The sequence below is a fragment of the Duganella sp. Root198D2 genome (genome assembly GCF_001428585.1).
Classification (GTDB): Bacteria; Pseudomonadota; Gammaproteobacteria; order Burkholderiales; family Burkholderiaceae_D; genus Rugamonas.
The window spans coordinates 105,706-129,116 of record NZ_LMIC01000044.1 but is presented as its reverse complement, the minus strand read 5'-3'; the positions used below and the strand labels follow the sequence as shown (position 1 = coordinate 129,116).

Below are 23,411 nucleotides of genomic sequence, written 5' to 3'. Positions count from 1 at the left end.
GGTCAGACCCAAAAGCGAAAAAAGACGCCGGTTGGAGGACCGGCGTTAAAAGAGAAAGTCTGTACTTTGAAGCTTATTGGGGCCAGATTTCGGCCAGGCGCAGCAGGTTGGTGCTGCCAGGCTGGCCAAACGGCGTTCCTGCTGCGATGGCGATCTGGTCGCCAGCCTTCACAAATCCTTCACGCAGCGCGGTCCGGCATGCCGCCGCCACCATTTCATCCACGCTGTTCACGTCCTGGCTCACGGTGCTGTGCACGCCCCATGCCAATGCCAGGCGGCGCGCCGTCTCCAGCTTGGGCGTAATGCTGACGATCGGCGCCATCGGACGCTCGCGTGCCGTGCGCAGGCTGCTATGACCGGAGGTGGTGTAGGCCACCATGGCTTTTGCACCCATGATGCGCGCCGCGTCGCGCATGGCGGCGCTGATGGCGTCGCCCTTGTTTGGCAGGGGCGCCTGGTGCTGGGCCTCAATCATGGCCGGGTACAGCGGATCGCGCTCAACTTCGGAGATGATGCGGTCCATGATCGATACCGCCTGCACCGGATAGGCCCCGCTGGCCGATTCGGCCGACAGCATGACCGCGTCGGCGCCTTCGTACACGGCATTGGCGACGTCGGAAGCCTCGGCGCGGGTCGGCACCGGTGCGCTGACCATCGATTCCAGCATCTGGGTGGCGACGACAACCGGCTTGCCGTGTTTGCGGCACAGGCGCACGATGCGCTTCTGTACGCCGGGCACGCGCTCCGGCGGCAGCTCGACGCCGAGGTCGCCGCGCGCCACCATGATCGCATCGGACACGCTGACAATCTCTTCCAGCCGGTCCAGGGCTGCCGGCTTTTCCAGCTTGGACAGCACGCCGGCACGGCCTTGCACCAGTTCCTTGGCCTGCACCACGTCTTCCGGCAGCTGCACGAAGGACAGAGCGATCCAATCGACGCCCAGGCCAAGCGCGAACTCCAGGTCAGCCTTGTCCTTGGCAGTCAGTGCAGGGATGGGCAGCACGGCATCGGGCACGTTGACGCCCTTGCGGTCGGACAGCACGCCGCCGTTCACCACGCGGGTGCGAATGACCTCCGCATCGCTGGCCAGCACTTCCAGCCGGATGCGGCCATCGTCCAGCAGCAGCGATTGGCCGGCATTGACGGCTGCGAACAGCTCAGGGTGCGGCAAGCGCACGCGCGAGTTGCTGCCCAGCGCCGGCGCCTGGTCCAGCTGGAACTCCGCACCGGCTTCCAGCGTCACCTTGCCGCCGTCGAACTGGCCGATGCGCAGTTTGGGGCCTTGCAGGTCGGCCAGGATGGCGATCGGGCGGCCCAGTTCCTTTTCGATGGCGCGCACGATAGCGTGGCGGGCCTGGTGGTCGGCATGGCTGCCGTGGCTGAAGTTGAAGCGGAAAACGTCGGCCCCTGCCTCGAACAGCGCCTTGATGGTGCCGTATTCGCTGCTTGCAGGGCCGAGGGTTGCTACGATTTTTGCTTTGCGTTCACGACGCATATCGGTGTCTCTCTCTATTCTCAAAAATTCAAAGAATCAGGATGGCGCGGAAGTCGTTCACGTTGGTGCGTGTCGGTCCGCTGACCACCAGGTCGTCCAGGGCGCTGAAGAAGCTGTAGGCGTCATTGTTGGCCAGCAGGTGTTTGCCGCTGACCCCCTTTGCTTCGGCGCGTACCAGCGAGTCCGGCGCATAGACGGCCCCTGCGTTGTCTTCGGAACCGTCGATGCCGTCGGTATCGCAGGCGATTGCATGCACTCCGGAGGCGCTTTCCATGGCCAGCGCGAAGCTGAGCAGGAATTCCACGTTGCGGCCGCCGCGCCCGCTGCCGTGCACGGTCACCGTGGTTTCACCGCCGGACAGGATCACGCATGGCCGCTGGAAGGGCTGGCCGCGCGTCAGCACCTGGCGCGCCAGGGCAGCGTGCATCAAACCTATGTCGCGCGCTTCGCCCTCGATGCCGTCGGACAGTATGTATGGTGCCAGGCCTGCTTCGCGGGCCTTCTCGGCCGCCGCCTCCAGCGCGTGCTGCGCAGTGGCGATGATGTGGTGGCTATGGCCGTCGAAACGTGTATCGCCTGGCTTCGGCGTTTCGCTGGCATCCGATTGAAGGTGCGCCAGCACGCTTTTCGGAATCTCGATCCGGTACTTGCACAGGATTGACAACGCTTCCTGGCTGGTGCTGGCGTCGGGCAGGGTAGGGCCGCTGGCAATCACGCGCGGATCGTCGCCCGGCACGTCGGAGACCAGCAGCGTGACGACGCGTGCCTTGCCGCAAGCCAGTGCCAGGCGGCCGCCTTTGATGGCGGAAAGATGCTTGCGCACACAGTTCATTTCGCCGATGGTGGCGCCGCTTTTCAAAAGCGCCTTGTTCAGGGCCTGCTTCTCGGCCAGCGAGATGCCTTCTGCCGGCAGCGCCAGCAAGGCCGAGCCGCCGCCGGAAATCAGGCACAGGACCAGGTCATTCTCGCTCAGGCCCTGCACCATTTCCAACATGCGGGCAGCGGCTTTCTGGCCCGCGTCATCCGGCACGGGATGGGATGCTTCCACCACTTCGATATGCTGCGTGTCCGCACCATGGCCATAGCGGGTGACCACCAGCCCGGACAACGGGCCTTGCCAGCTACGTTCCACCGCTTGCGCCATGGCTGCCGCACCCTTGCCGGCGCCGATCACCAGGGTCCTGCCATTGGCGGGCGGCGGCGGCAGGTAGTCCTGCACCAGGTTGCGCGGGTGGACCGCAGCAATTGCTGCGTGATACAGGTCGAGCAGGAGCTCGCGTGGGGCTGGTGCGGACGTCATATCAGGCCTGCGAAATGCGGTGGTTGGACATCAGTTCGATGGCCTGGCACAGCGCGGAGTGATCGAGACCGGACAAACCGTTGGCGGCGCAGGCGTTCATCAGTTCCTGCGTGGCCGAGGTGTTTGGCAGCGATACGCCCAGCGCCTTGGCGCCTTGCAGGGCCAGGTTCAAATCCTTCTGGTGCAGTGAGATGCGGAAGCCCGGATTGAAGGTGCGCTTGACCATGCGCTCTCCGTGCACTTCGAGGATGCGCGAGGAAGCGAAACCGCCCATCAGGGCTTCACGCACCTTCGCAGGATCGGCGCCGGCTTTGGAGGCAAACAGCAGCGCTTCGGCCACGGCCTGGATGTTCAGCGCCACGATGATCTGGTTGGCGACCTTGGTGGTCTGGCCATCGCCGTTGCCGCCAACCAGGGTGATGTTCTTGCCCATCAGGTCGAACAGCGGCTTGACGGTGTCGAAGGCTTCCTGCGGGCCGCCGACCATGATGGTCAGCGAGGCCGCTTTGGCGCCCACTTCACCGCCGGACACCGGAGCGTCCAGGTAAGCGCAGCTCTTCTTGTTGATCTTCCTGGCGAATTCCTTGGTGGCGATCGGCGAGATGGAGCTCATGTCGACCACGATCTTGCCGGCGCTCAGTCCCGCGGCAATGCCGTCTTCAGAGAACAGTACCTCTTCCACCTGCGGCGTATCGGGCACCATCAGGAAGATGATGTCGGCACGCTTTGCCGCTTCCATCGCCGAGGTGCAGACGGTGGCGCCAGCTTCAACCAGGTTGGCAGGCGGGTTCTTCACGTCGTGCAGGTACAGTTTGTGGCCGGCTGCCTGCAGGTGTCCTGCCATAGGGCCGCCCATGATGCCGAGGCCAATGAATCCGAGTTTTTGCATAATGTGTCTCCTTTAGTTTAAGCAGTCAATTCTTCGCGCCAGCCAAGGCCTGCTTCGGTGCCGGACTTTGGCTTGTATTCGCAGCCCACCCAGCCTTCGTAGCCGGCTTCGTCGAGGAAGTTGAGCAGGAAGCGGTAATTGATCTCGCCGCTGCCGGGCTCGAAACGGCCCGGGTTGTCGGCCAGCTGCACGTGCTTGATGACGGACAGGTGGTTCTTGATCGTGTTGGCCAGTTCGCCCTCCATGCGCTGCATGTGGTAGATGTCATACTGCAGGAACAGGTTGTCAGAACCCACCGACTCGATCAGCTCCAGGCCCTGGCGGGTACCCGACAGGAAGAAGCCAGGGATGTCGAAAGTGTTGATTGGCTCGATCAGCAGCGGAATGCCGGCCTTTTTCAACGCGGTCGCTGCGAATTTCAGGTTGCTGACCAGGGTGGCGCGGGCGTCGGAATCGGCCACGCCTTGCGGCTTGATGCCGGCCAGGCAATTGATGCGCTGGGTGCCCAGCACGCTGGCATAGGCGAGGGCAGTTTCCACACCCTGCTCGAATTCGGGAATGCGGTTCGGGTGGCAGGCGATGCCGCGCTCGCCACCGGCCCAATTACCGGCAGGGAGGTTGTGCAGCACCATGTCCAGCTTGTGCTTTTCCAGCTGCTCGTGCACTTGCTGCGGTTCGAATTCATAAGGGAACAGGAACTCCACGCCCTTGAAGCCGTTGCGCGCGGCGGCGCCGAAGCGATCCAGGAAAGGCTGCTCGTTGAACAGCATGGTCAGGTTGGCGGCGAATTTTGGCATTGCAGTTCCTCTTATGCGGCGTCGATGATGTCGTTGAATTCGTTGATGGCGTTGATCTCGGTCCCCATCGCGATATTGGTCACACGCTCCAGGATCACTTCCACCACCACCGGGACGCTGAACTTGGCCATCAGCTCGCGGGCTTGCTCGAAGGCCGGGATAATGTCGTCCGGCTTGTGCACGCGGATCGCCTTGCAGCCCAGGCCCTCAACTACGGCGACGTGGTCGACGCCGTAGCCGTTCAGTTCCGGCGCATTCACGTTCTCGAAGGACAGCTGCACGCAGAAGTCCATGTCGAAACCGCGCTGCGACTGGCGGATCAGGCCAAGGTAGGAGTTATTCACCAGCACGTGGATGTAAGGCAGCTTGAATTGCGCGCCCACCGCCAGTTCTTCGATCAGGAACTGGAAGTCGTAGTCGCCCGAAATGGCCACGATATCGGTGGTCGGGTCTGAGGCTCGCACGCCCAGCGCAGCAGGGATGGTCCAGCCCAGCGGGCCCGCCTGGCCGCAGTTGATCCAGTTGCGCGGCTGGTAGACATGCAGGAATTGCGCGGCGGCGATCTGCGACAGGCCGATGGCCGACACGTAGCGCGTATTGCGGCCGAAGTATTTGTTCATTTCCTGGTACACGCGCAGCGGCTTGACCGGTACATTGTCGTAGTCGGTGCGGCGCAGCATGGTGCGCTTGCGGTGCTGGCACTGGGCCACCCAGCCGGTGCGGTCGCGCAGCCTGCCGGCGGCTTTCCACTCCTTGGCCACTTCGACGAACAGTTCCAATGCATAGCCGGCGTCGGACACGATGCCCAGGTCGGGGCCGAAGACGCGGCCGATCTGGGTCGGCTCGATGTCCACGTGCACGAAGGTACGGCCTTCGGTGAACACGTCGACGGAGCCGGTGTGGCGGTTGGCCCAGCGATTGCCGATGCCGATGATGAAGTCGGAGGCCAGCACGGTGGCGTTGCCGTAGCGGTGGCTGGTCTGCAGGCCGGCCATGCCCGCCATCAGCGGGTGGTCGTCGGGGATGGTACCCCAGCCCATCAGGGTCGGGATCACCGGCACGTTGACGATTTCGGCGAACTCCTGCAGCAGCGCGGAAGCGTTGGCGTTGATGATGCCGCCGCCGGCGGTGATCAGCGGGTGCTCCGCGTCGTTCATCATCTCCAGCGCCTTCTCGACCTGGGCGCGCGAGGCGCGCGGTTTGAAGGCGTCCAGCGGGGTGTAGGTCTCGGGATCGAATTCGATCTGCGCCATCATCACATCGAACGGCAGGTCGATCAGCACCGGGCCCGGACGGCCGGAGCGCATCAGGTGGAAAGCTTGCTGGAACACGCGCGGCACCTGGGCCGGTTCCAGCACGGTGGTCGCCATCTTGGTGACCGTTTTGGCGATGGAGGCGATGTCCACGGCCTGGAAATCTTCCTTGTGCAGTCGGGCGCGCGGCGCCTGGCCGGTAATGCACAGGATAGGAATCGAGTCCGCTTGCGCCGAATACAGGCCGGTGATCATGTCGGTGCCGGCGGGGCCGGAGGTGCCGATGCAGACGCCGATATTGCCCGGCGCGGCGCGGGTGTAGCCTTCAGCCATGTGGGAGGCGCCCTCGACGTGGCGGCCCAGGATGTGCTTGATCTTGCCGTTTTTTTTCAGTGCTGCGTACAGCGGATTGATGGCGGCGCCCGGTACGCCGAACGCGACCGAAATGCCTTCTTTCTGCAGTACATGGACAGCTGCTTCAGCTGCCGTCATTTTTGCCATGGTGATCTCCTGATATGCATGAAGCGTGTTGTTGATGTTTTGTATGCTATCGGCGAACCGTTCCCCTGATAAGACGACAAAAAATCGTTTCATTCGATACTCGAGGTATGGAATAATCAGATCCATGGACAAACTCAAGCAAATCGAGGCCTTCGTGGCCGTGGTCGAGAAGGGCAGCCTGGCGCGCGCCGCGCTGGAACAGAACATCACGCCGGTGATGCTTGGGCGGCGAATTGATGCGTTGGAGAAACGTTTGGGTGTGAAACTGATGCACCGCACCACGCGCCACCAGACGCTCACGGAGCAGGGCAATGTGTTCCTGGAGGATTGCCGCAAACTGCTCTCTGACATGGATATCGCCGAGCGCAATATTTCGGAAGGCCGGCACAAGGCGACGGGCCACCTGATCGTGTCCGCGCCGGCCTCATTCGGGCGCCAGCATGTTGCGCCGCACGCGCCGGCCTTCTTGGCCGCCAATCCGGACGTGCAGCTGTCCTTCAACCTGACCGACCAGGTGATCGACCTGGTGCGCGAAGGTTATGACCTGGGCATTCGCATTGGCGGCGTTATCGACCCGAGTTTCGTGGCAGTGCGGCTGGCGAAGAACCGCCGTGTTGTCTGCGGCACACCGGAATACTTCGAGCGCCACGGCATCCCGCGTACGCTGGACGACCTGGCGCAGCACAACTGCCTGGCCTTCAACCTGCAGGGCGGGCAGCAGCGCGGCTGGTATTTCCAGCAGGGCGGCAAGCCTGTCACGGTAAGGGTGCAGGGGAACCTGGATTGCAATGACGGCGAGTTGCTGCACCGCTGGGCGTGCGAGAGCCTGGGCCTGGCGTGGCGTTCAACCTGGGAGATCCAGGCGCAACTGGCGGAGGGCAGCCTGATTACGGTGCTCGATGATTTTGCGCTGCCCGATTACGACATCATGGCCGTCTACCTGCAGCAAAGGCATTTGCCGGCGAAGATACGCTTCTTCATCGACGAACTGAAGGAGGTGTATGCGCAGCCGGGATATTGGACTAGGCCGACAGCGCTTGATCGGGCAAACGCGGCTGCGAAAGGAACACGGCAACTTCCGCCATCGCCTTGAACAGGGCGGAAGTCAGCAGCGCAACTTGGGTGCGCGACGGATCGTTCTCAAGATGGTTGACCGGCGTCAGCTCGCGCATCAGGCGCGCACGCACGATCTGCAGGCCGCAATGACCGATGATGGTGGCGATGCGCGGCAACAGCTCGCGCATCTGCTGCATGGCTTCATTGCTGGCGGCGCCGATTTCCAGCACCACCCCAAGTTCACTGGGCTCCATCTGCACCACTATTTTGCCGATGTCGGGCAAGTTCATTTCCAGGCGCAGGGCCACGCGCGGCTTGCGGCGGCGCTGCTCCGGCGGCCCTTCGTCCTGGCCGGGGTCGCGCGCCACGACGCGCAGCGTGAGCTTTTCCGCGCCCCAGGCGTAGACTGCGAAACGCCAGGCATCCAGCTCCGACACCAGGCCCGGATAAGGGCGCCCATCGCGCAGCACCGGCGGTGGCGGGTCGGCCATGAACAGGCTGGAGGGGACATGGCGGCCCTCGTTCTGCTGCTGCAGCGCGGCGCGCTGCTCGCCATAGGTGCGCACCATGACTTGCCAGGACGCGGCCAGCAGATTGCTATCGGGGGTGTGCCAGACCATCTGGCGCAGGGGGAATAACTGGTTGGGCTGCATCGACAGCGCTTCCTGCGACAGCAGCGCGCCGATGGTGGCGGCAGTGGCAGCACTGCTGCGCACCAGCTGGTTTTGCTGTGCACCTTCCATCGCCTCGATCAGCGCGCCGACGGAGGCGGGCAGGCCGCTTTGCAGCGCGAACTCGGGCGCATCGCCCGGCGGCTGGGCCACCGGCGGAACCGGCTGGGCATTGACCTGGCCGGGATTTTCCCGGACCTGGCGGTCATGGATGCTCAGGCTCGCATTGGAAGAAGTGACGCGATCGATTGCCATACAAACTGATAGTAATACGGCGATATAAAAAAAGCCAACCGCGCACGGTTGGCTTTCTCAGGCCACCCGCGAAATTACTGCAGCAGGGACAGGACCAGGGAGGACTGGCTGTTCGACTGTTTCAGCATTGCGGTGCCAGCTTGCAGCAGCATCTGCGAGGAGGTCATCTTCGCCGATTCGGAAGCGAAGTCGACGTCCATGATGCGGCCGGTTGCGTTCTTGGTGTTGGTCGAGATGTTGGCCAAGTTGTTGTAGACGTGGTCCAGGCGGTTCGACACGGCACCCAGGTCGGAACGCAGGGCCGACACTTTGTCGATCGCGGTAGCAACGATGTTGATGGTTGCGTTGGCGGCTGCGGTCAGTTCGGTGGTAGCACCGCCGGCTGCGGCACCGGTTGCGCCGTCGTAGTCGGCCGATACGGCTTCCAGGGCGGTGTCGATGGCGGTCAGGCTGGTGTCGAACTTGGCGTTCAGCTTCTCAGCGGAGTCAGCACCGATCTGGAAGTCAACACCTGCAGCCACGGCCAGCTTACCGGTGGTCTTGGTCAGCAGGGAGGTGCCGCCGAACTTGGTGTTGGTCATGATGTTCGACAGTTCGCTGGTCAGGGAGTTGAACTCGCTCTGCATTGCGGTCTTGTCGTTGGCGGTCGAGGAACCGTCAGCTGCCTGGGTTGCCAGGTCTTTCATGCGGCTCAGGATCGAGGTCACTTCGTCCAGCGCGCCTTCAGCGGTTTGCAGCAGGGAGATCGAGTTCTGGGTGTTGCGCATTGCGACGTTCATGCCGCTGGTTTGCACTTTCAGGCGGGTTGCAATCTGCAGGCCGGCAGCGTCGTCCATTGCCGAGTTGATGCGGAAGCCGGTGCTCAGGCGGGTCATCGAGGTCGACAGGGTGTTCTGAGTGCGGGTGATCGAGTTTTGGGCGGACAGGGCCGCTGCGTTGGTGTGAAGGCTCAGCATGATAACTCCTGGGTGGTTGGTTCAAATCGAGCAGCGGATCTTTTTCTGCGCTCTCAGAAGTACAAGACGACCGTGGGACCGGGAGCATTAAATGCCGAGTGGAAATTCTTTTGATTTATTTTGCTCGTGCGAGACTAGCAATAAAAAAGGGAGCCGAAGCTCCCGTGGTCATGCCTTACATATTTGGATAGTTCGGGCCGCCGCCGCCCTCTGGTGTGACCCAGACGATGTTCTGGGTCGGGTCCTTGATATCGCAAGTCTTGCAATGCACGCAATTCTGCGCGTTGATCTGCAGGCGGTCCTGGCCTTCATCGGTTTTGATGAATTCATATACGCCGGCTGGGCAGTAGCGCGATTCCGGACCTGCAAATTTAGCAAGGTTGACATTCACCGGCACCGAATCGTCTTTCAGCGTCAGGTGGACAGGCTGGTCTTCCGCGTGGTTGGTATTCGAGATGAATACCGACGACAGGCGGTCGAAAGTCAGCTTGCCATCCGGCTTGGGATAGGTGATCGGGGCGAATTCCGAAGCCGGGCGCAGGCAGGCGTGGTCCGGGGTCGAGTGGTGCAGGGTCCAAGGCGCTTTGCCGCGGAATACGATCTGGTCGATGCCGGTCATCAGCGAGCCCAGGTACAGGCCCTTCTTCAGCCATGGCTTGACGTTGCGCGCCACGTGCAGTTCCTCATGCAGCCAGGATTGCTCGAAAGCGGTCGGGTAAGCGGCCAGCTCGTCGGCCGAGCGGCCGGCGCCCAGCGCGGCCACTACCGCTTCAGCGGCCAGCATGCCGGACTTGATCGCAGCATGAGAACCCTTGATGCGGCTCATGTTGAGGAAGCCGGCGTCGCAGCCGATCAGGGCGCCGCCCGGGAATACCAGCTTCGGCAGCGATTGCAGGCCGCCGGCGGTGATTGCACGTGCGCCGTAGGAAATACGCTTGGCGCCTTCGAAGAAGGTACGGATTTCCGGGTGGGTCTTGTAGCGCTGGAATTCTTCGTATGGCGACAGGTACGGGTTCTCGTAATCAAGGCCGACCACATAGCCGACCATCACCTGGTTGTTTTCCAGGTGGTACAGGAAGGAGCCACCGTAAGTCTTGCTGTCCAGCGGCCAGCCAGTGGTGTGGATCACCAGGCCAGGCTTGTGCCTGGACGGATCGATTTCCCACAGCTCCTTGATGCCGATGCCGTAGGACTGGGGATCCTTGCCCTTGTTCAGGTCGAACTTGGCCATCAGCTGCTTGCCCAGGTGGCCGCGCGCGCCTTCCGCGAACAGGGTGTACTTGCCGTGCAATTCCATGCCCAGCTGGAAGTCAGGGCCTGGTTCGCCATCGCGCTTCACGCCCATATTGCCGGTCGCCACGCCTTTAACCGAACCATCGTCGTTATACAGTACTTCGGCGCCGGTGAAGCCAGGGAAGATTTCCACGCCAAGGGCTTCGGCCTGCTGGCCCAGCCAGCGCACCACGTTGCCCAGCGAAATGACGTAATTGCCGTGGTTCTCGAAACACTTCGGCAGCATGAAGTTCGGGGTCTTGAACGCCTTGCTTTCAGTCAGGAACAGCACGCGGTCTTCGGTGACTTCGGTGTTCAGCGGAGCGCCCAGCTCTTTCCAGTCAGGGATCAGTTCGGTCAGGGCTTTCGGGTCCATCACGGCGCCGGACAGGATATGGGCGCCGAGCTCGCCGCCTTTTTCCAGCACGACCACGGAGGTATCCGCGTTCATCTGTTTGATCTTGATCGCTGCCGCCAGGCCAGCAGGGCCGCCGCCAACGATCACAACGTCGTACTCCATTGCCTCGCGCGGGCCGTACTGTTCTACAAGGTTGCTCATAGTGTTTTTGTAAGAATGAAGGGAAATTCGATGCTGGAAATAGAACGAGTGTGCTCTTTTTTCCCGGGTATTGCAACGGTGGCGCCATTGTGAGGGCTAATATTAGACGTGGCAATCTAATAAGGAGGTTTTTTGTGTCATCATGGCGGAACGGAATCAAAAGGAGTAGCCGGTGGGGATCGAAGTAAATTTTGAGGGCAAAATCGCCCTGATCACGGGTGCCTCCAGCGGGCTTGGCGCCCGGTTCGCCAAGGTGCTGGCCAAGGCCGGATGCCAGGTGGTGCTGGCCTCGCGCCGCAGCGAACGGCTGAAAGAACTGCGTGCAGAAATCGAAGCCGACGGTGGCGCCGCCCATGTGGTCACGCTCGACGTGACCGACTATGCGAGCATCAAATCGGCCATCGCCCACGCCGAAACCGAGGCCGGGCCGATCGACATCCTGGTCAATAATTCCGGTGTGTCTATGACGCAACGTCTGCTTGACGTCTCGCCGGAAGATTATGACTTTGTCATGGACTGCAACCTGCGCGGCGCCTTCTTCGTGGCGCAGGAAACCGCCAAACGCATGATTGCGCGCGCCAAGGGCGATCCGCGCAAGCAGCACCGCATTATCAATATCGCTTCAGTGGCTGGCCTGCGGGTGCTGCCGCAGATCGGCGTCTACTGCATGAGCAAGGCAGGCGTGGTGCAGATGACCAAGGCCATGGCGGTGGAGTGGGGCAAATATGGCATCAACACTAACGCCATTTGCCCGGGTTATATCGAGACCGAGATCAATGAGGACTATTTTGCCAGCGACCAGGGCAAGCGCCTGATCGATATGCTGCCGCGCAAGCGGGCCGGCAAGCCGGAAGACCTGGATGGCTTGCTGCTGCTGCTGGCGGGGGATGAAGCGCACTTCATCAACGGCGCCATCATCTCCGCCGATGACGGGATGATGGCTGGTTAAGCGGTTTTCAGCGCGCCCCAGCCAGCTTGTGCACCAGCTCGGTCGCTGTGGCAGCCCCAAACTTCCGCATCAAACTGGCCCTGTGCATCTCTACAGTTCGCGGCGACAATCCCGTATCCCGCGCGATCATCTTGCTGGTCTTGCCTTCCACCAGCAGCGCCGCAATTTCCCGCTCGCGCGGCGTGAGTGCCGCCGACACCGGCCTTTGTTCCGACACATCTTCAAACGTCCAAATGCCCGCGCCCAGCGGCTGGGCCGCATCCAGCGCGCGCCCGGTCACGTGGCACCAGAACAATTCCCCATTGGCGCGGCGCATAATGCGCTCATCCGAATAACGCCCCTTGGCATTCATGATAGGGATGATGCGGTCGCCGGTGCGCAGGTATTCATCCTGGGTGGGGTACAAGACCTGGAACGATTGCCCATCCAGTGCGCCGGCGCCGTAGCCGAACATGGCGGCCAGCGCATCGTTGCTGGTTCTGATCACGCGGTTGTCCGATACGCACATGCCTACCGGGGCGAATTTGAAGATGGATTCGTAATTGATCGGCATTGCGGTATTTCTACGGTATTGAAGTTTCGGCGCGCGTATTCTATCCTCAATCGCCTTCTGGCCATTTGAACAAGGAGACATAATGAACAAGATTTACCCGGATGCCAAGGCCGCCCTGGCCGGCATCGTGGCCGACGGCCAAACCATTGCGGTCGGCGGTTTCGGCCTGTGCGGCATCCCGGAAGCGCTGATCGCCGCCCTGCGCGATAGCGGCGCCACCGGCCTGACCGCGATCTCCAACAACGCCGGCGTGGACGGCTTTGGCCTGGGCCAGTTGCTGGAAACCCGCCAGATCAAGAAGATGATCTCCTCCTACGTGGGCGAGAACAAGGAATTCGCGCGCCAGTTCCTGGCCGGCGAACTGGAACTGGAATTCACCCCGCAAGGCACCCTGGCTGAAAAGCTGCGCGCCGGCGGCGCCGGCATTCCAGCCTTCTTCACCAAGACCGGCGTCGGCACCATCGTCGCCGATGGCAAGGAGATTCGCGAATTCGACGGCGAACAGTACGTGATGGAGCGCTCGCTGGTGGCCGACGTGTCCCTGGTCAAGGCCTGGAAGGCCGACAAGTCGGGCAACCTGGTATTCCGCAAAACCTCGCGCAACTTCAACCCGAACGTGGCTGCCGCCGGCAAGGTCTGCGTGGTGGAAGTCGAAGAGATCGTGGAAGTCGGCGCCATCGATCCGGACGCCGTGCACCTGCCGGGCATCTACGTGCACCGCATCGTGCTCAACGCCTCACCGGAAAAACGCATCGAACAGCGCACCGTGCGTGCCAACTAAGGAGAAGACAACATGGCATGGACTCGTGATGAAATGGCCGCGCGTGCGGCGAAAGAGCTGCAGGACGGCTTTTATGTCAACCTGGGCATCGGCCTGCCGACCCTGGTGGCCAACTATGTACCGCAAGATGTCGAAGTATCCCTGCAGTCGGAAAACGGCCTGCTGGGCATCGGCCCGTTCCCGACCGAAGCGGAGGTGGATGCCGACCTGATCAACGCCGGCAAGCAGACTGTGACCGCACTGCCAGGCGCAGCTTACTTCAGCTCGGCCGATTCGTTCGCCATGATCCGCGGCGGCAAGATCAACCTGGCGATCCTGGGCGCGATGCAGGTGTCGGAGAAGGGCGACCTGGCCAACTGGATGATCCCGGGCAAAATGGTGAAGGGCATGGGCGGCGCGATGGACCTGGTGGCCGGCGTCAAGAAAGTGGTGGTGCTGATGGAGCACGTCGCCACCGCCAAGGATGGCTCGACCTCGCACAAGCTGCTGAAGAAATGCGACCTGCCGCTGACTGGCGTCGGCGTGGTGGACATGATCATCACCGACCTCGGCGTGATGGAAGTGACCCCGACCGGCGTCAAGGTGACCGAACTGGCGCCCGGCGTAACGCGCGAGGAAATCGCCGCAGCGTCCGGCGTCGAGCTGTCATTCGCCTGATCCCCACATCTAGCTCGCAATAAGAAAGTCGGGGTCAGCTCCGGCAATCGGACATTTTGTCCGATTGCCGGAGCTGACCCCGACTTTCATTTACTTATTGGCCTTTGACGTAGGTGTATTTACGTTTGCGGATCGAGCTGATGTTCGGGTTGATCCGTTTCGACTGGATCGCCGATGGCGGGCCGCCGGAGCCGATCACCACCGATACACGGCGATCGGGGGCGTTCGGGTTCCTTGGGTCAGATGGTGGGCGCACCAGCACGCCGCGCGCCAGCACCGGCGAAGGCGGCAGGCCGCCGCCGGCAAACACCGAGGAGCGGCTGCCGCCGCAGAGGCCGTCGGCGCCGATGGTGCCTGAAGCATTGAACAGGTTGACCACGTAGCCGCGCGCTTCACCTAAAGCGGTGGAGCAGCTGGAAGCGTTGCCGACGATCGGGCGGTTGGTGCTGAACATCACGGTGCCGCCGGCGATCAGGGAGGAGGTCACGACCTGCTCGCCCTTTTGCAATTCCATGAACCAGCCACGGCTGCTGCCGTTCGGCAGCACGTTCGGCGAATTACAGTCGGTTGGCGAAGTGCTGTTGGTCAGGCTGGCGTCCATGTTCAGGCCGGCCTCGTCAGTCGTTGGACGGCTGCTCAAGTCGTCCAGCGCCACGTAGAAGCGGTTGGATGTCGACTCGTACGGGTATTGCCAGGACAATGGGTGTTCGCGGTCGCCGCTGCCCAGCGTCACGTAGACGAATCCCTTGTTGTACAGCAGTGCCGGGCCGAACATGAATTTGCGCGGGCTGGTGGCCTGGTTGGTGTAGGCCACGCGGTACATGCGCCAGCTGCTGGCGTTCAGGGCCGCCTTATTGGTCGGCGTATCGATGAAGTCAATGCGGTAGACGTTGCCGCCCAGGTCGGCCGCATAGGCATAGTCGACCGTTCCATCGTTGTCGATATCGATCATCGAAACGTCGCCGACGATGCTGCGCTTGGTCTTGAAGCTGGCCAGCAGCGAGCCGGTTTCCGCGTCCATGATGTAGACGAAGCCGCCTTTGCCGGAAACACAGGTTGGCGCGCCGGTGTTGGCATCTTCGCAGTTGTCGTAGCCGCCGCCCATCACGATGAGCGGGCGGGTCGCGGAATAGCCCTTGACGAAGGCCACCGATGGAATCGACCAGGTCTGGCCGATGCCGTCGAAGCCAGGGGTGCAGTTGCTGTCGTTGGCCAGGTTAGGGCAACCAACCGACCACATCAGGCGTGGACTGTCGATGCTGCTGACGTCCAGGCCGTATACCATGCGGCCGCCCCGGCGCATGGTTGGGTAGATCCAGATCTTCTTGGCTTCGCTGGCATCGATCGGCTGGTTCTGGTACACGCCGGTGGAACCGTCGAAGAAGTAGTCCTTCGGGGTGCCGACTGCAGCCACGTCGCCGGGGCCGGCCACGTTCGGGTAGTTCACCAGCGGCGTCTGGTCCTTCAGGCGCGACAGGCGGCTGAAGAATTCAGGGGCGACGAAGGCCCAGCGTTCCTTGCCATTGCTGGCGTCCACGGCGCGGAAGAAACCGTCGTTGGAGCCGTAGAACACGAAGACATTGTTATCGTCATAGGCCAGCGGCAGCGGGCGCGAGTGGATCACGTCGCCGTGGATCGAAGGGCGGGTGGTGGTGGTCGGCATATCCGCGCCGCGCTCTAACGTGACGTCCGCGCCTTTGATGAAGTTGACCAAGTCGGCCGACAGGCCGCTATTGGTGGTGTTGAAGGCTACCAGCGAAGTGCCGCCGGCTGTGCGGGTGTACAGGGTGCGGTTGACCGCGTAGCTCGGGGTGCCGGTGGTGCCAGGGTCATTACCATTGCGCAGCATCTGCGCCATTGCGCCTTTCTCAACCGATGGTCCGTCCGGCGCATCGGAGTAGGGCGAAACACCGCTCGGCAAGGCCTTGCAGCCGCTGGAAGGGTCAGGGTTGAGCCCGAGCTTTTCCCAGTACGCACCCTTTTCGACCGTCCAGTAGCTTTGCGCGCAGTCGGTGATGAAGCCGGTGTTGTCATTCACTGCCAGGTTGCCGTTGACGTCGCCCAGCTTGACCTCGGAACCGTCCAGCACCAACTGGTAGCGCTTCAGGTTGCCGAACCAGCGCGGCTTGGCGTCCGGGTCGGGACGGAACATGCCGATGAAGACCTGGTTCTGGTTCTGCGAACGGTTGGTGGCGTTCACCGGCAGCGAAGTCGACGCAAAGGTCGAGTTCACGGCCAGGACCTCGCCAATAATCTGGTTCAGTGCGTCAAGGATGGCCTGTTGGCTCTTGGCGGCAAAATACTTGCCGCCGCCGGCCCGGGCCATGCTCAGCATCAGCTTGGTGTGCTCGATGTTCTGCTGCGCGTTGTACACGTCGATGGTGTAGAACGTTACTTTGGACTTCAAGGTGCTGGCCGGGATCGGCACGCCCTTGTCGTGCATGAAGCGCGCCCATTCGTCGGCATTCCACGGATTGGCATCGGTGGTTTCGCCGCCGGTTGGCACGTTGGTCACGCTGCTGTTGACGCCATTGATTGCATATGATGCGGTGCCGACCGGGCAGATCTTGCTGCCGTCGTTCAGGGGCGAGCCGATCTTGCAGCCGTCGGTGTAGTTGCCGCAGGTGGTTGGCCAAGGCGCCATGTTCAGTTCGTTACCGGCAGCGCTCTGGCTCGAATAGCAGACCGAGGTCTGGCCGATATTGGTAACGCTCTGGACGGTCTCGGTCGAGAAGTTCGGCAGGCCGAGTTGCCTGGTATTGCCGCCCAGGCTCTGCAGCTGGGTGGTGTTGGCGGAATCGTCCTTGGTCGGACCGCTCTGGTCCGGATTGGTGACGAAGATGACGATGGTCTTGGCGCAGCTGGCGTCGTCACTCAGGGGAGACTTGAACGGCACCCAGCGGCTGACATAGCCGTCCGGGTCGGCAATCGAGCCTGGCGTGACGCCTTGCGCGGCGGAATAGCCGGGGCGGCCGCCGAGGTAATTGTAGACGTCATACAGCAGGTTGCCGTACATCGTGCCGGAGTTGCGCTTCTCGATCGGGCTGGTGATGCCGTTGTCGATGGCGTCGAGCCGGTTGTTGAAAGCGTTCTTGGCCGAAGGACTCATCGGCTGCACCTGGAAACGCACGAAGCCGCCATTGTCGTTGGCGTTGCCGTCGGTGACGAACTCGAACAGGCCGACATTGACTTTGGAGTCCAGGGTGGCGATCGCGTTCTTGATGGCGCGTACCTCGGACTGGCCCTGGGTCAGTCCGCCCGGCCATTTCTGCGCCTGGCGCGACCAGTTGGACGTATTGTCCAGCACGATCAGGATGCGTGGATTGATCGAGGTGCCGGCGGAGGCGCCGGTGAAAATATCGATGTCGTCAGCGCCAGCTGGGAGCGACAGGAGGGTGGCGCATGCGCCGAGGCTGGCGGCCGCGGCGATCATAAGCTTTTTTGGCATGGCTGGCTCTCAAAAATAAGCGGGCTACTATTTGCAGGAGGTTTCGACGTTGTCGGTGGAGACGCGCATGGCGACGCCCTGCACCATCTGCACTTCCGATTGAACCTGCTGGTCCTGGCTGGTGGCCGTCATCTCCCAGGTCGAGTCGGCGCACATCGAATCACCTTTGTTGGCTCCGACGATTCCGCTGTCGGCGCTGGAACCGACGCTGCAGCCGCGGTCTTCTTCGACGCCGAAATCGAGTTCGTTGGTCTTGATGGTGCGCACCTTGACGCATTTCGCTGCGCTCAAGGCAGTGACAATATCGACCACGCCGTCGCCATTGAGGTCGAAGCAGCGATGGTTACTGTTCAGGCAAGGCTGGTTCAATGCATCGTTTGGCGTGTCAAAGAAGCGGGTGCTGGACATCGCCTCGTCGAGCACGCTGCGGCTGGCGGCAATGCCTTCATCGCGGTTTTGCATATTGTTGACCACCTGGATGCTGGACTTGCTCAGGTTGAAAGTCGTCATGGCCAGCAAGGTGATCAGCACGAGCATGACCAATGCCACGACCATGGTCATGCCGCTTTGCTGACGGATTGCAGGGTGTTTCATCAGGATTTCCTTCCGGCCACGTTAGGCAGGCCGATCAGTGAGGTGAAGACGTGGCGCTTGTATTTGTCGTTGCTGGCACTGACGACATTCTGCTGGCCGTTCTCGTCCGAGCCGAGTACATAGGATTTGCTGTCAGTGTGTCCCACGGAAGGGCTCAAGGTGCGTGCTAGCAGGTGCAGTTTGACCGACACCACGTTGCCCCACTGCGCATCGTTGACTTTGGTGGTGAAACTGTCGGCCACGCCATCGTCGTTACTGTCAAGACCGTATTCCAGCTGCATATTTTCGATGCCTTCGGCCAGCGGCACGATCTGGACCGACATGACACCGCTCTTGCTGACCACTTCGGCACGCTTGAGGGTCGGGATGCCATCGCCGGCGACACTATTGTTGGCAACAAAGTAGATATGGGTCAGCAGGCGGCGTACCTCGGCCACGCTGCCGCTGTTATAGGCTGTGGTGCAGTTGAACTTGTGCAGGCTGAAGCCGCTGTTTGCCGCCGAGATCTGGTAGTGCTTGGTCTTGTCGTTGGAGCCAAGTTCATAGTCGTTGGCGCATTGCGAGGCCTGGAAGAAGGGGCCGCCGGCAGTGTCGTCTTCGCAATCGGCAGCGCCGACCACACAGGTGTGGGTGTGGCGCACCACCACTGCATCGGTATTGGCCTTGACGTCAGACAGGCAGCCGAGTGAATTGCTGTTGTCATAGCCTTGTACCGCGTAGGCGATCGCGCCGCGCATACTGGTCAGGTCGAGATCGCACGGGTCGGGAAGGGCGGCCGGCGCCGTCAGTTCGATCGGGTCGTATTCAGAGTAATAGCCGGCGTTGCGCAAGTCGCCAGTCATCAGCTGCATGGCATAGCGGCCATTCTCCACCTGGCGGTTGGCGCGTTCGATTTCCATTTGCGCGGCACTGTTGCTCGTGAACAGGGTCGACAAGCCGGCGAGCAGCAGGAGACCGACGGCGACGGCCACCATCAGCTCGACTATGGTAAAGCCTTGCTCGCGACGGCGATAATTCTGCATGGATGGGCTCCTCATTTGCAGTTCAGTTGAGGAATCAGGACCTGGGCGGCAATCAGGCGGCGATAGCTCTCGTCGCCGAATTGATTGAGCCCGCAGCCCAGCGATGGAGCCTGGGTGGCGTGCAAGCCTTGCCAGGTAACGGCTACCTGGACAATGGCGGGCCGGCAAACGCCGGCGCTGGGGTCGGCGACCTGCAGCACGGTGATGCAGCCGCGGGCGCCAATCATGGCGCCGACCTTGGTGCTGCTATCAATTTCCGCAGCACCTTTCAGCAGATTGCTCCACTCGCAAACATCGCGCAGTGCGCCGGCGCCAAGGGCGCTGCAGTCGGCCGGCTGCGTGTCGCCGGTGCCGATGTTGCTGGATTCGTAAGATGCGACATTCACCGGGTTGCCTTGCACGCGGGCGGTCATGTCGTCCAGCAGGATGACGGCCTGCGCCCGCTGGTAAGACTCGATCGAGCCGACGCTGGCTTTGGCCTGGAAGACGGCAATGCCCAGCAGGCCGAATGCCAGGATCACGATCGTGACCAGCACTTCAATCAATGAGATGCCGTGTTGGCGGGGTCTTAGCATGATGTGGGTTTCACGTTCGGGCGGCCGCCGAGGTCAATGTTGATGCAGCTGGCCTTGCCCGTGGAAGAAGTAATCGAAAATTGCGGACTGCTGGTGCCCTTGACGCGGCCGGCGGCGGTGAAGGTCACGCCGCTTGCGGGACCGGTGACGGTGATCGCCTGGCGCGTGGCAAAACTGGCCAGTACCGGCTCGCCGGCATTCGGGCTTGGGATGGTCCAGCCCGTGTTCCAGTTGGCGGCAGGGGAGATCGTCACGTCCTTGTTGCGCTTGATGGCTTCGCTGCGCGCGCGCAGGATGCTGGTGAACAAGTCGCTCGAGGTACTCTTTAAACGCTGGTTGGAGATAAAGTCCTGCATCGCCGGCATGCCGACGGACGCCAGGATGCCGACAATGACGACCACCAGCATCATCTCTGTCAGGCCGAAGCCGGATTGGCGCTTCATGGCATCACCACTTATCGGCTGGCAGCTTGGCGCCAGCCTGGTCGATGCTCAGGTTGCCGTCGCTGGCCTGGCCGCTGCCGGCGACAGGCGTGGCGGTGATGGTGAACTTTGGCGGCGGACCACTGTCGGTCTGGATGGTGATGGTGTACCACTTGGACACGGCTGGCGGCGTCTGCATGTTCAGGCCGGCGACCGAATCTTTGTAGACGCGCGCATCGGCCAGGAATTGCTGTTCGCGCTGCGCCAGGTCGATCAGGTGCTGCTGCGCAGCGGCGCGATTGCCGCGAATGACGTAGCGGGTGTAGTTGGGGATCGCGATTGCAGCGAGGATACCGACGATTACAACGGTGACCATCACTTCAATCAAGGTAAATCCACGGTGGCTGGGGAGTCTCATCCTGGCTTCCGTTATATGCATTATTAGTGAGTTTATTCTAGGGCTCGTGTTTCCGTATGTCAACATTCACGCCGTGACTATTCGTTACATTCTCGCCACAAAGAAAGACAGGCCCCATGCGGTATTGCATGGGGCCTGTTTTGATGATACGGGAGTTGCGGGCTTATTCGGCAGTGGCGGCCAGGGCTTCCGCGGCAACCGGCTGGGCTGGCGCATTCAGCGGGGTTGGATTGGCCAGTTCGCGCTTCAGGGTGTCCATGTCCAGCTCGCCTTCCCATTTGGCGACCACCAGGGTTGCCACGCCGTTGCCGACGAAGTTGGTCAGGGCGCGGCATTCGCTCATGAAGCGGTCGATGCCGAGGATCAGCGCCATGCCTGCCACCGGGATGCTAGGCACCACGGCCAGGGTGGCAGCCAGGGTGATGAAGCCGGCGCCGGTGATGCCGGAGGCGCCTTTCGAGGTCAGCATGGCAACGCCGAGGATGGTCAGTTGCTGCCACAGCGTCAGGTCGGTATTGGTGGCCTGGGCGACGAACAGGGCGGCCATGGTCATGTAGATATTGGTGCCGTCCAGGTTGAAGGAGTAGCCGGTCGGTACCACCAGGCCAACCACTGGCTTGGAGGCGCCCAGTTTTTCCAGCTTGCGCATCAGCGAAGGCAGGGCGCTTTCCGAGGAGGAGGTGCCCAGCACGATCAGCAGTTCTTCCTTGATGTAGGAGATGAAGCGCGCGATCGAGAAGCCGGTGTACTTGGCGATCAGGCCCAGCACGATGAACACGAACAGCAGGCAGGTCAGGTAGAACGAACCCATCAGCTTGGCCAGCGGCAGCAGGGAAGCGATGCCGTATTTGCCGATGGTGAAGGCCATGGCGCCGAAGGCGCCGATCGGGGCGGCCTTCATGATGATGTTGACCATGCCGAAGAAGGCGTGCGATACCTCGTCGATCAGCTTGTGTACCGGGCGGCCGCGCTCGCCGAGCAGGGACAGGGCGAAGCCGAACAGCACGGCAACCAGCAGCACCTGCAGGATGTCGCCCTTGGCGAAGGCATCGAACACGGTGTTAGGGATGATATTCAGCAGGAAGTCGGTGGTGGTCAGCGCCTTGGTCTTTTCCGTGTACTGGGCGATCGACTTGGTGTCCAGCGTGTGCGGGTCGGCATTGAAGCCGGCGCCAGGCTGCATGAAGTTGGCAACGGCCAGGCCGATGACCAGTGCGAAGGTGGAAACGATTTCGAAGTAGAGCAGGGCTTTGCCGCCGACGCGGCCAATCTTCTTCACGTCCTGCATGCCGGCGATGCCGCTCACCACGGTACAGAAGATGACCGGGGCAATGATCATTTTGATCAGTTTGATGAAGCCGTCGCCAAGCGGTTTCATGGCTACAGCGTCGGCCGGCAGGTAGATGCCGAGCATGACGCCGCAGAAGATGGCGAACAGTACCTGGACGTACAGTACTTTATAGAAGGGTTTCTTTTCCATGATGAGGGGGCCTCGTTTGTCTCCGAATATCCTCATCATGGCAAACGGCTTGTCTTGCCGCTATTGTGTCTATCCCCATTGTGGAAAACCACAATGGGGTGGATGCTGCAGCGCCGCACGCCATATAATCCTGGCATGACCCTGCAACCCTACCTCGATACCTTCCCCCAGCTGGCAGACGGCGTGTTCGTCCACCAGTCCGCGCAAATCATCGGCGACGTCAGCATCGGCCGCGATGCTTCGATCTGGTGCAATGCGGTTGTGCGCGGCGACGTCAATCGCATCACGATCGGCGAAGGCAGCAACGTACAGGACTTTGCCATGTGCCACGTATCGCACCGTTCTGCAGCCAAACCGGAAGGGGCGGCCCTGACGATCGGCAAGCACGTCACGATTGCGCATTCGGTGCTGCTGCATGGCTGCACCATCGGCGACGAATGCCTGGTCGGCATGGGTTCGATCATCATGGATGACGTGGTCATCGAAAAGCACGTGATGGTCGGGGCGGGCAGCCTGGTGGCTCCCGGCAAGGTGCTGAAGAGTGGTGGACTGTATGTCGGCCGGCCCGCGATGCGCATCCGCGAGCTGACCGAGCAGGAGATTGCGCATTTCAAGTACTCGGCCGAGCACTATATGCGCCTGAAGAATAACTACCTGGCGCAGCAGGACTGATTACTGAGCGACCCAGCCGCCATCCATATTCCAGGCCACGCCGCGCATCTGCCGGGCGGCATCGGAGCACAGGAAGACCGCCATGGCACCCAGCTCCTCCGGCGTGACGAATTCGCCAGACGGCTGTTTTTCCGCCAGCAGGGCAGCTTTGGCCGCTTCGTTGGACAGGCCGTCCTTTTCGGCGCGGGCATCGACCTGTTTCTGCACCAGCGGCGTCAAGACCCAGCCAGGGCAGATGGCGTTGCAGGTGATGCCGGTCTTGGCGGTTTCCAGCGCCGTGGCCTTGGTAAAGCCGACCAGGCCGTGCTTGGCAGCGACGTAGGCGGACTTGCCGGCCGATGCCACCAGCCCGTGTACGGAAGCGAGGTTGATGATGCGGCCCCAGTTGCGCGCCTTCATGTGCGGCAGTGCCAGGCGGGTGGTGTGGAAGGCCGAAGTCAGGTTGATGGCGATGATGGCATCCCAGCGTTCGGCCGGGAAGTCTTCGATGTTGGCCACGTGCTGGATGCCGGCGTTATTTACCAGCACGTCGACGCCGCCGAATTTGCCGGCAGCATAGGCCATCATGGCCTCGATGTCGGCCGGCTTGCTCATGTCGGCGCCGTGGTAGCCTGCCTGCACGCCGAATTCGGCGGCCAGCGATTCCTGCAGACGGGCGATTTCGCCCGCGTCGCCAAAGCCGTTCAATACGATGTTGGCGCCTTCCGCTGCCAGGCTGCGCGCGATGCCCAGGCCGATGCCGGAAGTAGAGCCGGTTACGAGCGCAGTTTTGCCGCGCAGAGTCGTGCTGACCATTTGGTCCCCTATAATTAGTTAGCCAATGTAGAATGTAGCGC

At 61.9% G+C, this 23,411-nt stretch carries 22 protein-coding genes; 5 read left to right on the top strand and 17 right to left on the bottom strand.

The features are described from left to right. Positions 1 to 73: 73 nt before the first annotated feature. The 5 genes from pyk to gcl are packed head-to-tail and all read right to left on the bottom strand — an operon-like array spanning position 74 to position 6,235. Complete coding sequence (pyk, locus tag ASE26_RS22490) at positions 74 to 1,495, bottom strand: pyruvate kinase (RefSeq protein ID WP_055924478.1); 1,422 nt, start codon at positions 1,493 to 1,495, stop codon at positions 74 to 76. A 28-nt stretch (positions 1,496 to 1,523) separates the two neighbouring features. Continuing rightward, on the bottom strand, positions 1,524 to 2,795 hold the full coding sequence (locus tag ASE26_RS22485) for a glycerate kinase (RefSeq protein ID WP_057246979.1): 1,272 nt from the start codon (positions 2,793 to 2,795) through the stop codon (positions 1,524 to 1,526). A 1-nt stretch (position 2,796) separates the two neighbouring features. Then, a complete protein-coding gene (gene glxR, locus ASE26_RS22480) occupies positions 2,797 to 3,684 on the bottom strand; it encodes a 2-hydroxy-3-oxopropionate reductase (protein ID WP_055924472.1) in 888 nt (295 codons plus the stop codon). Between the two features lie 17 nt (positions 3,685 to 3,701). Then, a complete protein-coding gene (gene hyi, locus ASE26_RS22475; RefSeq protein ID WP_055924469.1) occupies positions 3,702 to 4,481 on the bottom strand; it encodes a hydroxypyruvate isomerase in 780 nt (259 codons plus the stop codon). 11 nt (positions 4,482 to 4,492) lie between these two features. Continuing rightward, positions 4,493 to 6,235, bottom strand: a complete 1,743-nt coding sequence (gene gcl / locus ASE26_RS22470) for a glyoxylate carboligase (protein ID WP_055924466.1) — start codon at positions 6,233 to 6,235, stop codon at positions 4,493 to 4,495. 124 nt (positions 6,236 to 6,359) lie between these two features. Here gcl and ASE26_RS22465 point away from each other — a divergent pair, with 124 nt between their 5' ends. Next, on the top strand, positions 6,360 to 7,328 hold the full coding sequence (locus tag ASE26_RS22465) for a LysR family transcriptional regulator (RefSeq protein ID WP_055924463.1): 969 nt from the start codon (positions 6,360 to 6,362) through the stop codon (positions 7,326 to 7,328). On the opposite strand, the gene ASE26_RS22460 is transcribed toward ASE26_RS22465, so the two are convergent. The 3 genes from ASE26_RS22460 to ASE26_RS22450 form a co-directional block, all read right to left on the bottom strand. Beyond that, positions 7,258 to 8,217, bottom strand: a complete 960-nt coding sequence (locus tag ASE26_RS22460) for a hypothetical protein (RefSeq protein ID WP_055924460.1) — start codon at positions 8,215 to 8,217, stop codon at positions 7,258 to 7,260. The two genes, ASE26_RS22465 and ASE26_RS22460, sit on opposite strands and share 71 nt — an antisense overlap. Before the next feature lie 74 nt (positions 8,218 to 8,291). Continuing rightward, positions 8,292 to 9,173 carry a flagellin gene (locus tag ASE26_RS22455; RefSeq protein ID WP_055924457.1) on the bottom strand — a complete coding sequence of 294 codons (882 nt, stop codon included), beginning with the start codon at positions 9,171 to 9,173 and terminating at the stop codon, positions 8,292 to 8,294. A gap of 175 nt (positions 9,174 to 9,348) precedes the next feature. After that, a complete protein-coding gene (locus ASE26_RS22450; protein ID WP_055925277.1) occupies positions 9,349 to 10,965 on the bottom strand; it encodes an electron transfer flavoprotein-ubiquinone oxidoreductase in 1,617 nt (538 codons plus the stop codon). A gap of 211 nt (positions 10,966 to 11,176) precedes the next feature. Between ASE26_RS22450 and ASE26_RS22445 the strand changes: the two genes are divergently transcribed. Continuing rightward, a complete protein-coding gene (locus ASE26_RS22445; RefSeq protein ID WP_055924453.1) occupies positions 11,177 to 11,953 on the top strand; it encodes an SDR family oxidoreductase in 777 nt (258 codons plus the stop codon). 7 nt (positions 11,954 to 11,960) lie between these two features. Here the strand turns inward: ASE26_RS22445 and ASE26_RS22440 are convergent, their stop codons facing one another. Then, positions 11,961 to 12,506, bottom strand: coding sequence for a PAS and helix-turn-helix domain-containing protein (locus tag ASE26_RS22440; protein WP_055924450.1), 546 nt, complete (start codon positions 12,504 to 12,506; stop codon positions 11,961 to 11,963). An 82-nt stretch (positions 12,507 to 12,588) separates the two neighbouring features. Here ASE26_RS22440 and ASE26_RS22435 point away from each other — a divergent pair, with 82 nt between their 5' ends. Then, on the top strand, positions 12,589 to 13,287 hold the full coding sequence (locus tag ASE26_RS22435; RefSeq protein WP_055924447.1) for a CoA transferase subunit A: 699 nt from the start codon (positions 12,589 to 12,591) through the stop codon (positions 13,285 to 13,287). A gap of 12 nt (positions 13,288 to 13,299) precedes the next feature. Next, positions 13,300 to 13,944, top strand: coding sequence for a 3-oxoacid CoA-transferase subunit B (locus tag ASE26_RS22430; protein WP_082591453.1), 645 nt, complete (start codon positions 13,300 to 13,302; stop codon positions 13,942 to 13,944). Positions 13,945 to 14,038: 94 nt separating this feature from the next. Here ASE26_RS22430 and ASE26_RS22425 read toward each other — a convergent pair whose 3' ends face one another. The 7 genes from ASE26_RS22425 to ASE26_RS22395 form a co-directional block, all read right to left on the bottom strand. Then, on the bottom strand, positions 14,039 to 17,392 hold the full coding sequence (locus ASE26_RS22425; RefSeq protein ID WP_057246977.1) for a pilus assembly protein: 3,354 nt from the start codon (positions 17,390 to 17,392) through the stop codon (positions 14,039 to 14,041). Between the two features lie 27 nt (positions 17,393 to 17,419). Then, positions 17,420 to 17,986 carry a hypothetical protein gene (locus tag ASE26_RS22420; protein WP_055924436.1) on the bottom strand — a complete coding sequence of 189 codons (567 nt, stop codon included), beginning with the start codon at positions 17,984 to 17,986 and terminating at the stop codon, positions 17,420 to 17,422. After that, on the bottom strand, positions 17,986 to 19,008 hold the full coding sequence (locus tag ASE26_RS22415; protein ID WP_057246976.1) for a PilW family protein: 1,023 nt from the start codon (positions 19,006 to 19,008) through the stop codon (positions 17,986 to 17,988). Before ASE26_RS22415 ends, ASE26_RS22420 begins: the two co-directional genes overlap by 1 nt. 11 nt (positions 19,009 to 19,019) lie before the next feature. Continuing rightward, positions 19,020 to 19,583, bottom strand: coding sequence for a prepilin-type N-terminal cleavage/methylation domain-containing protein (locus tag ASE26_RS22410; RefSeq protein ID WP_082507059.1), 564 nt, complete (start codon positions 19,581 to 19,583; stop codon positions 19,020 to 19,022). Beyond that, positions 19,577 to 20,026: a GspH/FimT family pseudopilin gene (locus tag ASE26_RS22405; RefSeq protein WP_057246975.1), complete on the bottom strand. Its 450-nt coding sequence runs from the start codon at positions 20,024 to 20,026 to the stop codon at positions 19,577 to 19,579. Before ASE26_RS22405 ends, ASE26_RS22410 begins: the two co-directional genes overlap by 7 nt. 4 nt (positions 20,027 to 20,030) lie before the next feature. Beyond that, on the bottom strand, positions 20,031 to 20,423 hold the full coding sequence (locus tag ASE26_RS31720) for a type IV pilin protein (RefSeq protein WP_200953741.1): 393 nt from the start codon (positions 20,421 to 20,423) through the stop codon (positions 20,031 to 20,033). Between the two features lie 163 nt (positions 20,424 to 20,586). Next, positions 20,587 to 21,903, bottom strand: a complete 1,317-nt coding sequence (locus ASE26_RS22395; protein ID WP_057246974.1) for a dicarboxylate/amino acid:cation symporter — start codon at positions 21,901 to 21,903, stop codon at positions 20,587 to 20,589. Positions 21,904 to 22,038: 135 nt separating this feature from the next. On the opposite strand from ASE26_RS22395, the gene ASE26_RS22390 reads away from it, so the two are divergent. After that, positions 22,039 to 22,575 (top strand): gamma carbonic anhydrase family protein, encoded by a 537-nt coding sequence (locus ASE26_RS22390; protein ID WP_057247045.1) that lies wholly within the window; start codon positions 22,039 to 22,041, stop codon positions 22,573 to 22,575. Here ASE26_RS22390 and ASE26_RS22385 read toward each other — a convergent pair whose 3' ends face one another. Then, on the bottom strand, positions 22,576 to 23,370 hold the full coding sequence (locus ASE26_RS22385) for a 3-hydroxybutyrate dehydrogenase (protein ID WP_057246973.1): 795 nt from the start codon (positions 23,368 to 23,370) through the stop codon (positions 22,576 to 22,578). Positions 23,371 to 23,411: the final 41 nt, after the last annotated feature.

Coding starts and splice junctions, on each gene's coding strand:
- ASE26_RS22405 (WP_057246975.1), bottom strand. CDS start 20,026: ATGAAGCGCCAATCCGGCTTCGGCCTGACAGAGATGATGCTGGTGGTC.
- ASE26_RS22450 (WP_055925277.1), bottom strand. CDS start 10,965: ATGGAGTACGACGTTGTGATCGTTGGCGGCGGCCCTGCTGGCCTGGCG.
- pyk (WP_055924478.1), bottom strand. CDS start 1,495: ATGCGTCGTGAACGCAAAGCAAAAATCGTAGCAACCCTCGGCCCTGCA.
- ASE26_RS22455 (WP_055924457.1), bottom strand. CDS start 9,173: ATGCTGAGCCTTCACACCAACGCAGCGGCCCTGTCCGCCCAAAACTCG.
- ASE26_RS22410 (WP_082507059.1), bottom strand. CDS start 19,583: ATGCTAAGACCCCGCCAACACGGCATCTCATTGATTGAAGTGCTGGTC.
- ASE26_RS31720 (WP_200953741.1), bottom strand. CDS start 20,423: ATGAGACTCCCCAGCCACCGTGGATTTACCTTGATTGAAGTGATGGTC.
- ASE26_RS22395 (WP_057246974.1), bottom strand. CDS start 21,903: ATGGAAAAGAAACCCTTCTATAAAGTACTGTACGTCCAGGTACTGTTC.
- ASE26_RS22415 (WP_057246976.1), bottom strand. CDS start 19,008: ATGCAGAATTATCGCCGTCGCGAGCAAGGCTTTACCATAGTCGAGCTG.
- ASE26_RS22390 (WP_057247045.1), top strand. CDS start 22,039: ATGACCCTGCAACCCTACCTCGATACCTTCCCCCAGCTGGCAGACGGC.
- ASE26_RS22420 (WP_055924436.1), bottom strand. CDS start 17,986: ATGAAACACCCTGCAATCCGTCAGCAAAGCGGCATGACCATGGTCGTG.
- ASE26_RS22435 (WP_055924447.1), top strand. CDS start 12,589: ATGAACAAGATTTACCCGGATGCCAAGGCCGCCCTGGCCGGCATCGTG.
- ASE26_RS22460 (WP_055924460.1), bottom strand. CDS start 8,217: ATGGCAATCGATCGCGTCACTTCTTCCAATGCGAGCCTGAGCATCCAT.
- hyi (WP_055924469.1), bottom strand. CDS start 4,481: ATGCCAAAATTCGCCGCCAACCTGACCATGCTGTTCAACGAGCAGCCT.
- ASE26_RS22465 (WP_055924463.1), top strand. CDS start 6,360: ATGGACAAACTCAAGCAAATCGAGGCCTTCGTGGCCGTGGTCGAGAAG.
- ASE26_RS22385 (WP_057246973.1), bottom strand. CDS start 23,370: ATGGTCAGCACGACTCTGCGCGGCAAAACTGCGCTCGTAACCGGCTCT.
- ASE26_RS22430 (WP_082591453.1), top strand. CDS start 13,300: ATGGCATGGACTCGTGATGAAATGGCCGCGCGTGCGGCGAAAGAGCTG.
- ASE26_RS22425 (WP_057246977.1), bottom strand. CDS start 17,392: ATGCCAAAAAAGCTTATGATCGCCGCGGCCGCCAGCCTCGGCGCATGC.
- gcl (WP_055924466.1), bottom strand. CDS start 6,235: ATGGCAAAAATGACGGCAGCTGAAGCAGCTGTCCATGTACTGCAGAAA.
- ASE26_RS22440 (WP_055924450.1), bottom strand. CDS start 12,506: ATGCCGATCAATTACGAATCCATCTTCAAATTCGCCCCGGTAGGCATG.
- ASE26_RS22485 (WP_057246979.1), bottom strand. CDS start 2,795: ATGACGTCCGCACCAGCCCCACGCGAGCTCCTGCTCGACCTGTATCAC.
- glxR (WP_055924472.1), bottom strand. CDS start 3,684: ATGCAAAAACTCGGATTCATTGGCCTCGGCATCATGGGCGGCCCTATG.